The sequence below is a fragment of the Marinibaculum pumilum genome (genome assembly GCF_042646425.1).
GTDB classification, from domain to species: domain Bacteria; phylum Pseudomonadota; class Alphaproteobacteria; order Ferrovibrionales; family Ferrovibrionaceae; genus Marinibaculum; species Marinibaculum pumilum.
Window position 1 is genome coordinate 81,127 of sequence record NZ_JBHRTR010000004.1, and the last position, 11,166, is coordinate 92,292.

At 68.9% G+C, this 11,166-nt stretch carries 9 protein-coding genes; 2 read left to right on the forward strand and 7 right to left on the reverse strand.

The annotated features are described in order from the left end of the window. The first annotated feature begins 229 nt into the window (after positions 1-229). The gene (locus ACFOGJ_RS00835) at positions 230-2,752 is read left to right on the forward strand and encodes a mechanosensitive ion channel family protein (protein WP_379897524.1); all 2,523 of its coding nucleotides are present in this window, start codon (positions 230-232) and stop codon (positions 2,750-2,752) included. Positions 2,753-2,900: 148 nt separating this feature from the next. Beyond that, the gene (locus ACFOGJ_RS00840; RefSeq protein WP_379897488.1) at positions 2,901-4,280 is read left to right on the forward strand and encodes an aspartate aminotransferase family protein; all 1,380 of its coding nucleotides are present in this window, start codon (positions 2,901-2,903) and stop codon (positions 4,278-4,280) included. A gap of 62 nt (positions 4,281-4,342) precedes the next feature. Here ACFOGJ_RS00840 and ACFOGJ_RS00845 read toward each other — a convergent pair whose 3' ends face one another. The 7 genes from ACFOGJ_RS00845 to ACFOGJ_RS00875 all read right to left on the reverse strand — a co-directional run bounded on the left by ACFOGJ_RS00845 (position 4,343) and on the right by ACFOGJ_RS00875 (position 11,166). Then, a complete protein-coding gene (locus ACFOGJ_RS00845) occupies positions 4,343-5,965 on the reverse strand; it encodes a two-component system sensor histidine kinase NtrB (protein ID WP_379897489.1) in 1,623 nt (540 codons plus the stop codon). Between the two features lie 274 nt (positions 5,966-6,239). Further along, positions 6,240-6,623, reverse strand: a complete 384-nt coding sequence (locus ACFOGJ_RS00850) for a response regulator (protein ID WP_379897490.1) — start codon at positions 6,621-6,623, stop codon at positions 6,240-6,242. Further along, positions 6,601-7,752 carry a sensor histidine kinase gene (locus ACFOGJ_RS00855; protein WP_379897491.1) on the reverse strand — a complete coding sequence of 384 codons (1,152 nt, stop codon included), beginning with the start codon at positions 7,750-7,752 and terminating at the stop codon, positions 6,601-6,603. Before ACFOGJ_RS00855 ends, ACFOGJ_RS00850 begins: the two co-directional genes overlap by 23 nt. Positions 7,753-7,871: 119 nt before the next feature. Then, complete coding sequence (locus tag ACFOGJ_RS00860) at positions 7,872-8,225, reverse strand: response regulator (RefSeq protein ID WP_379897492.1); 354 nt, start codon at positions 8,223-8,225, stop codon at positions 7,872-7,874. Continuing rightward, positions 8,203-9,459 carry a sensor histidine kinase gene (locus ACFOGJ_RS00865; RefSeq protein ID WP_379897493.1) on the reverse strand — a complete coding sequence of 419 codons (1,257 nt, stop codon included), beginning with the start codon at positions 9,457-9,459 and terminating at the stop codon, positions 8,203-8,205. The genes ACFOGJ_RS00860 and ACFOGJ_RS00865 overlap by 23 nt, the downstream gene beginning before the upstream one ends. 11 nt (positions 9,460-9,470) lie before the next feature. Continuing rightward, complete coding sequence (locus ACFOGJ_RS00870) at positions 9,471-10,751, reverse strand: methyl-accepting chemotaxis protein (RefSeq protein ID WP_379897494.1); 1,281 nt, start codon at positions 10,749-10,751, stop codon at positions 9,471-9,473. Positions 10,752-10,800: 49 nt separating this feature from the next. Next, on the reverse strand, positions 10,801-11,166 hold the full coding sequence (locus ACFOGJ_RS00875; RefSeq protein WP_379897495.1) for a response regulator: 366 nt from the start codon (positions 11,164-11,166) through the stop codon (positions 10,801-10,803).

The following is an 11,166-nucleotide window of genomic DNA, read 5'->3' on the forward strand; positions in this document are numbered from 1 at the left end:
CTTCGCATGTCCGGGGCCCGGTCCGGCCGCGAACGAGACGCCCGACCCTACGGCTTCCGCTTGCCCGGCGGCTGCCGGCCGTGTCATTGACCGAATGGTGGCTTGTCGCGGCCCTGCAGTGACGCCGATGATGCGCACCGAATGCGCACCGAATGCGCACCGAATGCGCACCGGCAATGCCGCGGCAGCCGCGCGCCCTCCACGACATGTCCTGAAGCGGTCCCGACAGATGATATCGAACCGTCCCGCCCGCCTGCGCCCGGCCCTGGCCGCGCTGCTGCTTTCGACATTCCTCACGGTCCTGGCTTGTCTCGTCCTGCCGGCGGGGGCGGTCGCGCAGGTGCAGGACTGGTCGGGGGTCTGGGATACGCGCTGGCTGAACGGCGGCACCCGGGTTGTGGTCCGGCAGGAGGGCAATGTGGTCACCGGCGAGTATCCGCTCTATGGCGGGGCGATCGCCGGCCGGGTCGACGGCAACCGCCTGGTCGGCAGCTGGACCGAGCCGGGCAATGGCGGGACCTTCGTCTGGGTGATGTCGCCGGATGGCCAGAGCTTCATGGGTCGGTTCAGCGACAACGAGTGGTGGACCGGCTCGCGGCTGGACCCCACCGATGCCGAGGACGGGGCGCTGATGACCCAGGACAGCCCCCGCAATGTCCTGCGTGCCTTCCTGCTGGCCGGCGAGGCAGTGCAGAACGGCGACCTGCAGTATCTCGACGACATCGTGCAGCTGCTGGCCTACCCCGAGAGCGACCAGGACAAGACCGACGAACTTCGCGAGGCCACCCTGCTGTGGCTGATCATCGACCAGTTTCAGTTCCGCCTGACCGAGGTGCCGCTGAACCCGAAGGCGGACAGCTACGACCTGCGCCTCAGCCGCTATGACGGCGAGGAATACATGCTGTCGTTCCTGCGCCGGGACGACCAGTGGCTGATTGCCGTGCCCAGCCAGAGGGAACTGGACCGCACGCTGGAGCGGCTGCTGGTCCGTACCAAGGGGCGGGTGCCGTCGCCGAGCCGTGTGTTTCGCCAGGAGAGCCCGCGCGATGCCATGGAAGCCTTCCTGGACAGCATGCGCGCGGGCCCCGGCGGTCTCGACAACGCGATCGACACCCTTGACCTGTCGGAGCTGAACGCGGTGACACGCCAGCAGGAAGGCGTCCTGCTGGCGCAGTACCTGGACCAGGTGCTGGCCCGCATCGGCGAGGTGGTGCTGCAGGAGATCCCCAACGACCCGGACAGCGAGACCCCCTACGTCCATTTCATGCATCCCGACGGCGACATCGTCATCGCGCCGGTGGAGAGTGACGACGGCCAGAAGTGGAAGTTCACGCCGGAGACCCTGCGGAGCATCCGCCACCTCTACGCCGCGGCGGAGGATCTGCCGCTGCCGCGGCACATGCTGCCCTACGATCCCGACGGCGGCCCGGTCTTCTTCCGCATCCGCAACCAGCTGCGCGACGTCCTGCCCGGGGGGCTGGAGAAGGTCGGTCCGCTGGAAGCCTGGCAGTGGATCGCCATGGTCGTTGTGTTCGTGTTGGCGCTCGTCCTCGCGGGGCTGATCAGCATCTCCGTCTTCCTGGTGGGGCGGGCGCTGCACCGGCGCAACCGGGCGGCCATCGGCCGAGTGCCGCAGTTGCTGATGTGGGGCGTGCGGCTGATGGTCTTTGGCCTTGTCGCCTATTTCGGCATCGGCCTGCTGGGCTTGCCCGACCGCTTCGCCGGCATTGCCCAGACCGTTGCCATGGTGGCGATGATCGCCGGCTCGATACCGATCGAGTTCTGGCTGATCGACGCGGTACGCCATATCCTTGACCGCTTCGGTGCGATCAGCCAGCGCGGCGATATCCTGGCCTCCCTGCTGGTCGGACTGATCAAGGTGGCGATCGTCCTGGGCAATTTCCTGCTGCTGGCGGAAGCGCTGCAGATCCCTTACGGCGCCGCGCTGGCCGGCCTGGGCATCGGCGGCCTGGCGGTGGCGCTGGCGGCCCGCTCCACCCTGGAAAACGTGATCGCCGGCTTCATCCTGTTCGCCGACCGTCCGCTGGCGGTCGGCGATTTCTGCCGCTTTGGCCAGAAGATGGGCACGGTGGAACGGATCGGCATCCGCTCCACCGAGCTGCGCACCCGCGACCGCACCGTGATCTCGGTGCCGAACGCGGAATTCGTGAACATGCACCTGGAGAATTTCGGCCGCCGCGACAAGATCCTGCTGCAGTTCACCATCGGCCTGCGCTACGAGACGCGGCCGGACCAGCTGCGCTACGTGCTGGCGGAAATCCGGCGCCTGCTGATCGCCCATGCCAAGGTCGACGAGGACCCGCTGCGGGTGCGCTTCTCCGGCTTCGGCAGCCATTCCCTGGATATCGAGGTCTATGCCTATGTCGTGTCGACCGACTGGTCGGACTTCCTGGGCATCCGCGAGGATCTCTACCTGCGCATCATGGAGCTGATCGAGGCGGCCGGCACCGGCATCGCGGTGCCGTCGCAGACCCTGTATCTGGGCCGCGACCGCGGCCTGGACGCCGAGCGCGGCGCCGCCGCGGAAGAACAGGTGAAGGCCTGGCGGGCGGAGACCCGGCTGCCCTTCCCCAACTTCACGGTGGAGGAGATCGATCAGGCGGCGAACACCATCCCCTACCCGCCGGAAGGCGCGCCCCGCTTCACCGAGCAGGTCGCCGAGGGGCAGCTGGCGGAGCGCCGGTCGCGGCGCATCTTCTGGCCCTTCGGCCGACAGGTCCGCGCGCCCTGATCCGGGCCGTGCCGCCGGCGGCCTGGTCCAACAGAGCGGGCGGTCCGGTCCAAGACGGGCCCGCCGGCTTCGGGCAGACTGGCGCGTGGTGAAATGCCATGTCCCAGCCAGATGCCTCAGCCACGTGCCTTAGGGGGAGGGAGCCGCCATGCCAGCCATGCCGCCCATGTTCGAGACCTCGGCCATCGTCCGCCGCTTCCGGGAAAGCAACCGCAAGTCGGCCGAACATGAGCAGCGCGCCCGCAAGGTGGTGCCCGGCGGCACCTCGCGCGCGACCATGCTGCAGAAACCTTTCCCGGTCTATCTGGCGGATGCGCGCGGCGCCTCGGTCTGGGACCTGGACGGCAACGAGCGGCTGGACTTCAACAACAATATGCTGGCGATGATCCACGGCCATGGCCATCCGGAGGTGGTCGCCGCGGTGAAGGCGCAGCTGGAGCGCACCTCGGCCTTCACCTCCGTCTCAGAGCGCGAGGCGGAGCTGGCGGAGACCCTGTGCGGCCGGGTCGCCAGCATCGACAAGGTGACCTTCGACAATTCCGGCACCGAGGCGGTGATGATGGCGATCCGCCTGGCGCGGGCCTATACCGGCCGCACCCGGATCCTGCGCTTCGAGGGCGGCTATCACGGCTTCTACGATCCGGTGATCACCGGCTCCTTCTCCAACCCGCCGGTCGATGCGCCGCACGACCCGCACCCGCCGGTGCGCGACATGGCCGGCATGCCGCCCGGCGTGACCGAGGATGCGGTCCTGGTGCCCTACAACGATGCCGAGGCGGTGCGCCGCGTCTTCCGCGAGCAGGGCGAGCGCCTGGCGGCGGTGATCGTGGAGCCGATGCTGGGCGGCGGCGGCATGATCCCGGGCCTGCCGGACTTCCTGCGCACGATCCGCGAGGAGAGCGCGAAGACCGGCACGGTGATGATCTGCGACGAGGTGATCACCCTGCGTTTCGCCACCGGCGGCGCGCAGGAGGTCTATGGCCTGGCCCCGGACCTGACCACGATGGGAAAGATCATCGGCGGCGGCTATCCGGTCGGCGCGGTCGGCGGCCGGGCCGAGATCATGGATCTCTGCCGGCCAGCGGACGAGGGCGGCGCCGTGATGACGATGGGCACGTTCAACTCCAACCCCGTCACGGTGACCGCAGGCCTGGCGACCCTGAAGCTGCTGGACAAGGCGGCGATCGACCGGCTGAACGGCCTGGGCGACCGGCTGCGCAAGGGGCTGTCCGACTGTATCGAGAAGCGCCAGGTACCGGCCCGGGTGACCGGCGCGGCCTCCTGCTTCGACATCCACTTCACCCGTCGCGAGATCAACAATGCCCGCGACGTCGCCACCGACGACGAGGCGCTGCAGCAGGTCTGCTCCCTGGGCCTCGCCAATCGCGGCATCCTGGTGTCGAAGTCGCGCAAGGGCGGTCTCTCCACCGTGATGGACGAGGGCATCATCGACCGCGCGGTCGAGGCGTTCGACGACACCCTGACGGAGATGACGGCCGAAGGCTGGTTCGACAGCGCCCGGCACTGAGGGCCCCCGGGCCCTCTCCCCCCCCTCCGGGCGCGGCGCCCCTTCGTCCTTTCCGCTGCCGGTCAGCGCCGCTCCTGCGGCGTGGTTGCGGCTGAGGCTCCGGCGCCGTCCGGCAGGTCGTCCGCATCGAGGTTCGCGGCAGCGGGCGCGCGCGGCAGGTGGACCGCGACCGTCGTGCCCTCGCAGGGCCGGCTCTCGATCTCCAGCCGGCCGCCATGGTCCTCGACGACGGTGCCGACCAGGGTGAGGCCGATCCCCAGCCCCGCGCCCTTGTTCCCCGAGTAGAATGGCTGGCGCGCACGCTCCAGCACGTCCGGGCTCATGCCGGCCCCGGTGTCGCGCACGATCAGTCTGACATCGCCGGCTGGACGGTCGTCTCTCACCTGCACGTCGATCCTGCCCTGGTTCGGACCGATTGCCTGGGCGGCATTGGTCAGCAGGTTGAGCAGCACCTGGTGGATTTCGGCCGGACCGCCCAGCACGACGGAATCGGCGTCGCCGTCCACCGTCACCGTGATTCCGGCTGGAAGGCCGGGCCGGATAAGCTCGATGCTGTCCCGCACCAGGGTCGAAAGCTCCAGCCGGTGCCGCCGCATGTCGGTGTCGCGGGCCCGGTCCAGTGCGCTCTGGGCCAGTGCGCGCACCGTCGTGCCCGAGCGGTGGATGCAGCCAGCCAGCCGGCGCGCGGGATCGGGAAGGGAGGCATCCTCCTCCAGCAGCTTCGACAGGGACAGGATGGGCACCAGGGCGTTCTTGATGTCATGGCCGACCCCGCCGACGAGCGCGGCGAGATGCTGCATGCGCTGCGCCTGCTCCAGCCTCTGCCGCAACAGCTGCCCGAGATTCTCGGCCTCGATCCGCTCGGTCACGTCGGCCATGACGCCGACGAAGTGGGTCGTCCTGCCGTCGTCCGCCTGCACGGGCGCGATCGACAGGCTGTTCCAGAAGCGGACGCCGTCCTGCCGGTAGTTGCGCAGCAGGACGCTGGCCGGCTCCCCGCTGCGGATGGCGTCCGCGAGGGTCGCGACCCCCGCCTGCTGACGGTCGCTGCCCTGCAGGAAGCGGCAGTTCCGTCCCAGCACGGCCGTCCGGCCGTAACCCGTGATGCGCTCGAAGCCCGCATTCACGAAGATCAGCGGCATGTCCGTCGCCAGGGCATCGACGATCAGGATGCCATCGGTGGTCGATTCCACAGCCCGTTCGAGCAGCAGCAGGCGGGCGTCGCGGCGACGTGCCCGGGTCCGGTCGACCGCCGATCCTGCGATCGCCGGCGGCCGTCCGGAGGCACGGGGCCATGCGGCGGCATTGAATTGCAGGTGGCGGATATCGCCGGCGCGCTCGCGGATCCGCACCTCGATGGCCTCGCCGGATGAGCCGCCCCGCTGCAGCCGCTCCAGGGCGCCGTCCAGCACGGGGCGGTCTTCGACCAGGACATGGTGGCGCAGGAGCGACATGGTCATCGTGTCCGCCTGGATCGCCAGGCCAGCGACATCCGGCATCTGCGCCGTGCTGGTCAGCCGGTCCGTCTCCGGATCCCAATGCCACAAGGCTTCGCGTGCCGTGCGGGTGCCTATGGCGTCCCAGGACAGATCCGGCTCGCTGCCCTGCGATCGCTCACGCGACGCTGCGCCCGCGCCTGCCACCGCGTTGCGGCAGGCCAGCAGCGCCAGGGCGAGAATTCCCATAGAAGCGAAAATGGCCGCGCCCAGGGCCAATCCCCCCGGCACCGGCACAATCCAGACTGGCAGCCAGGTCGCCACGACCGAGCAGAACGCGACCGTGGCGACAAGGCCGAGGGGAATGCCATGCCTGCCGGCGCCAGGCCACGCATTGGCGCGGGCACTTGCCGTCGCGGGCATGATATCGCGTAGCCATTGCATGCGGCGTCCCCTCCCAAATCCTGGAGACAGCTTTCCGCCGTGCGTGCCGCGGTCGGCCCCTTCTGCGGCCGGCCCGATCCTAGCCTGCCGCCCTGGATCCGAGCAGCGCGTCCAGGGTGGCGCCCAGTTCCGCCCGGTCGACCGGCTTCAGCAGGGTTGCATCGGCGCCGGCCAGCCGCGCGGAATCCAACGACCGCTGCAGGGGCCGCCTGGGTGCGCCACCGGAGATCGCGACCACCGGCAAGCCCGGGCGGTCGGCCTTCAGCGCCTCGATCAGTGCGATCCCGCCGGTTCCCGGCATCCAGACGTCGGTGACGACCGCGTCGAACCGCTCCGACCGCAGCGCCTGCAGCGCCTGTTCCGCGGCGGAGGTCTTCACCACGGTGTGACCCAGCCGCTGCAGCATGCGACCGAGGATGTAGAGCACGTCCTCGATATCCTCAACCAGCAGCACATGTGCCATTCATTGTCTCCCAGGAATGTGCGTCCTCCGGCCGGCCGACGGTGATCCGGGGAAGCCGGATCGTGAAGCGGGCGCCGGACCCTGGCAGGTTGTCGGCCAGGATATCGCCGCCCCAGCGCTTGACGATCCCGTAGACGACCGAGAGGCCCAGGCCGCTCCCCTCCTGGCTGTTGCTGCCGGAGAAGAAGGGCTCGAAGATCCGGCCGATTTCGGCGGTGCAGATGCCGGGGCCTGTGTCCGTGACCTCGATCTGCACGCCGCCGGCTTCGCCAAAGCCGGCATCGCAGCGCAGACCGATCGTGATCACGCCGCGCCCGCCCATCGCCCGGTCGGCGTTGCGCAGCAGGTTCACCAATATCTGCAGGAATTCCGGCTCGCTGCCGCGCACCAGGCACGGATCGGGCAGGACGGAGAGGGCGAGCTGGACCCCGCCGCCCAGGCTCCTGCGCAGCACCTCCTCGTTGCGCAGCAGGCATTCGCGGATGTCGATCTCCGGCAGGTCCTGCTGGTCGCCGCGGGCAAATGCCAGAACGTTCTGGACGATCGCACTGGCATCGCGCGCGCAGCGGCGGATCACGGTGGCATCCTCGTGCGTGGCGCTGCCCGGCGGAAGGTCGTCGATCAGGAATTCCGCCGCCCCGAGGATCGGCTGCAGCATGTTGTTGATCTCGTGGGCGAGCCCGCCGGACATCCTGGCGATCGCCTGCAGGCGCTCGCGCTGGTTCTCCAGGTCACGCAGGCGGAGCTCCAGGGCTGCGCTACGCCGGCGTTCCGCGGCCTCCTCCAGCGCCCGCTCGATGATGGGCCGCAGGCGCCCCAGGTTCGCCTTGGTCAGATAATCGGTGGCACCGGCGCGCATCGTCTCTACGGCGACCTCCTCGCCGCGGGCACCGGAGACCATGATGAACGGCACGCCAGGGGCATGACGCTTCGCCAGGTCCAGAGCCTCGGGCCCGCCGAAACCCGGCACGACATAGTCGGAGACGATGATGTCCCACTGCGCCTCGGCCAGCGCCGCTTCGAAATTGGCCCGGTTGTCGACCCGCCAGCTCGCCACCTCGAGCCCGTCGGTCCGCAACTGCCGGGTCAGGAAGAAGGCATCGTGCTCGCTGTCTTCGACGAGAAGCATGATGACAGGGCGACCCATCACTCCTCCGTCTCCGGCAGCCCGCGGTTCAGGACCAGCCAGTACACGCCGAGGCTCTCGATGGCGGTGGCGAACTTCGCGAAGTCCACCGGCTTCTGGATTTAGCTGTTGCAGCCGAAGGCATAGCTGTCGACGATGTCCTGCTCTTCGGCCGACGAGGTGAGAACCACGACCGGGATGTAGCGGGTGGCCGGGTTGCCACGCAGCGTCTCCAGCACCTCGATGCCGCTGAGCTTCGGCAGCTTCAGGTCGAGCAGAATCAGTTCCGGCAGGTCCTGACGCGACATGCCCTCGAAGCTGCCGCGCCGGAGCAGGTAGTCGACCGCTTCCTCCCCGTCGCGCACGACATCGACCCGGTTGCCGATGCGGCTCTTGGTCAAGGCACGCACCGTCATGAATTCGTCGTGCTGGTTGTCCTCCACCAGCAGGATCTTACGGTCGGTCGGGATCGCCATGGTCGGGTTCCTCCGCTTTTTCCGCGGGTTCCAGCGTGAAGCTGATGGTGGCGCCGGCATTCGGCTGTCCCTCGGCGCGCACCCATCCGCCGTGGCGGCGCACGATACGCTCGACTGTCGCAAGGCCGATGCCGTTGCCCGCGAACTCGGCATGCCGATGCAGACGGTGAAAGGGGCGGAACAGCTTGCCCACATACTGCATGTCGAAGCCCGCTCCATTGTCGGAGACCCGGTAGGTGGGGCCCGCCGGATCCTCGACGGCATCGAAGGTGATCCGGGCGTCCTGCGTCTGCGCCGTGAACTTCCAGGCATTGCCCAGCAGATTGTCGACGACGATCTGCAGCAGGCGCGCATCTCCGGTGGCGGTCAGGCCCGGGGCGATCGCGATCTTCACGTCGCGGCCGGGCTCCGCCGCTTGCAGCCGGGCCGCGGCATTCTCGGCCAGCAGGCTCAGGTCGACGGGAGCGCGGCGCAGAGCCCAGCGGGAAACCCGGGACAGGCTCAACAGATCGTCGATCAGGGTGCCCATCCGCTGGCTTTCGGTCACCAGGTAGCCGATATAGGTTCGCCCCACCTCGGGCAGAGCGTCGGCGCAATCCTCCTGCAAGGCCTGGCTGTAGCCCACGATGCTGCGCAGCGGCGCCTGCAGGTCGTGCGAGACGCTGTAGCAGAAGGCCTCCAGTTCCTCGTTGCTGGCCTTAAGTTCGGCAGTCCGCTCCGCCACCCGCCGTTCCAGCAACCGGTTGGCTTCTTCGAGCTGGCTGTGCTGTTCCAGGATCAGTTCCTCGCGGGCTGCGGCATAGGTTTCGAACGTCACCAGTCCCAGCGCGTCGAACAGCTGATCGATCCGCAGGATATGCTCCACGGTCTCCTGGGCGCGTCGCGCCGGATCCCGGGTCAGGAAACGGGTCAGGGTGGCCTTGATGCTGAAGACGAAGGTCGCCGTCTCGGTCGGCGAAAGGCCCTGTCGCGCGAAGCGCTGGGAAAGGCCGGCCAGCAGCTCCCGCAGCGGCCCATACTCGATCGCCCGGGTGTCGGAGAGGTTGTCGCCGGCGATCGCCGTCAGGATCTGCCGGCAGATCTCGCCGGTGGTCTCCCGCAGGTCCCGGTCGTCCAGCAGGTCGGTCCTGACCGCTCCGCTGCGTCGCAGGTCGTCCAGCCATTCCTGCCGGATGCCTTCGATGTTGCGGGACAGGAAGGCCGCCAGCGCCGGATGCTTTGCCGTCGCGATCATCACCGCATCCACTAGAACAGCTCGATCATGGCCGCCGGCGCCGCCGCCTGGCGGCCGGCATGGGTGTCGCGCTGTTCGGCGCGCACATAGTCGCCATAGAAGCTGTCGATCTTATCCTTAAGCGTCCCATGGTGGCCTGCCGTCTCGGGGTCTTGCAAGGCCACCCCCGCCAGATGGTCGTTCACCGTCCGCCAGCCGTTGCGCAGCTGGATCAGCTGCTGCCGGGCGATGTCCTGGAACTGGACGCAGGCGGCAAGCTCCATGATTGGCTGCGCGATCTCCTCGTTCTCGCGGCAGACCTTGACGATCGTATCCCGCTGGTGGGCGATCAGCCGTTCGAGATTGGCGGTCAGCTGGTTCATCGCCGTGCTGACATTGCCGAAGATGGCGCGCTCCTTCTCGACCCGTTCCTCCACCGTGGTTCGGAACGCCTGCTCCACGCCGCTGCGGAGTTCCTGCACGCCACGGCTGATCGACATCGCCGTACCGTCCACCGCTGCCGACAGGTCCTTGATCTCGCGCGCGATCACCGCGAAGCCGGCACCGGCCGCACCGGAATGGACCGCCTCGATGGCGGCGTTGATGGCCAGCATGTTGGTCTGACGAGAGATCTCGCGGACATCGCCGATCAGCCCTTCCAGGGAGGCGGCCAGGTCCTTCACCTCCTGCATGCGCTCGGCGATCGACGCGACGTCGCGCTCGCGTTCCGCCGCGATCCCGGCGAGTTCGTCGCGGCAGCGGTTCATGCTGCTCTCGCTCTGCTCGATCACCTGAACGACATGTGCGGAGCCGGTCGCCTCCCGCAGATAGGCCACGGTGGCGCGCATCGCCGCTTCCACGTCGTTGACCCGCTCCAGGATGTCGCCGGCGGCCTCCTCGGTCTCGCGGACGACGAGATCGATCTGGCGCTCGGCAATGCCGGTGAAGGCCTCCAGGTCGAGCACGTCGCGCCGCAGATCGTCGGGATGGCCGCAATGCGCCGCCGGTCCGGCATCGTTGGCGGGCAGGGGCGCGGCCGGTTCCGCCGCCTCCGGTGCCGGGGGAGCGGCGGCCGCATCCCCCTGTGGTTGCCGGCCGGAGGGCATCCCGCCGCCCGCCGCAAAGGCGGCAAGAAGCAGGGCCGGCACCACCCCCAGCCATATGACCAGCACCGTCAGGGTCCATGGCAGGACCAGGCCGCAGGCCAGCCAGGCGCAGGCGGCCGATGCGCCGATGACGGCGTCGCGTCGCGGCACAAGCGCGACCCGGAGGCGCCACGGCGTGGCGCCGGCGATATATGCAGATTCGTTCATGGTCAGCGCCTCCCCGCGTGCGGCCCGGTCTCGCCTGCGGCAGGCGCCGTCAGGCGGGCACCAACTGGTTCAGCACCTGGGCGAGCGCGTCGGGCGCCACCGGCTTGACCAGCCAGCCGGCGGCGCCGGCCGCCCTGGCCTGGTCGCGCTTGGCCTGCTGGCTCTCCGTGGTCAGCAGGATCATCGGCGTGAAGGCCATGCCCGGCAGGGTCTTGGCCTGCTTGATGAAGGCGATGCCGTCCATCTCGCCCATGTTGAAATCGGTGATCACCACGCGCGGCTTCAGGCCGCCTTTCAGCCGGGTGATCGCCTCTTCGCCGCTGGCCGCCTTCTCGACGGCATGGCCCAGCCGGGTCAGCACGCCCTCAAGGCTGGCGAGGAAGGTGCGTGAATCGTCCACAATCATGACCTGCAT

Coding starts and splice junctions, on each gene's coding strand:
- ACFOGJ_RS00860 (WP_379897492.1), bottom strand. CDS start 8,225: ATGGCGATCCCGACCGACCGTAAGATCCTGCTGGTGGAGGACAACCAG.
- ACFOGJ_RS00845 (WP_379897489.1), bottom strand. CDS start 5,965: ATGGGAATTCTCGCCCTGGCGCTGCTGGCCTGCCGCAACGCGGTGGCA.
- ACFOGJ_RS00850 (WP_379897490.1), bottom strand. CDS start 6,623: ATGGCACATGTGCTGCTGGTTGAGGATATCGAGGACGTGCTCTACATC.
- ACFOGJ_RS00875 (WP_379897495.1), bottom strand. CDS start 11,166: ATGCAGGTCATGATTGTGGACGATTCACGCACCTTCCTCGCCAGCCTT.
- ACFOGJ_RS00840 (WP_379897488.1), top strand. CDS start 2,901: ATGCCAGCCATGCCGCCCATGTTCGAGACCTCGGCCATCGTCCGCCGC.
- ACFOGJ_RS00870 (WP_379897494.1), bottom strand. CDS start 10,751: ATGAACGAATCTGCATATATCGCCGGCGCCACGCCGTGGCGCCTCCGG.
- ACFOGJ_RS00865 (WP_379897493.1), bottom strand. CDS start 9,459: ATGATCGCGACGGCAAAGCATCCGGCGCTGGCGGCCTTCCTGTCCCGC.
- ACFOGJ_RS00835 (WP_379897524.1), top strand. CDS start 230: ATGATATCGAACCGTCCCGCCCGCCTGCGCCCGGCCCTGGCCGCGCTG.
- ACFOGJ_RS00855 (WP_379897491.1), bottom strand. CDS start 7,752: ATGCTTCTCGTCGAAGACAGCGAGCACGATGCCTTCTTCCTGACCCGG.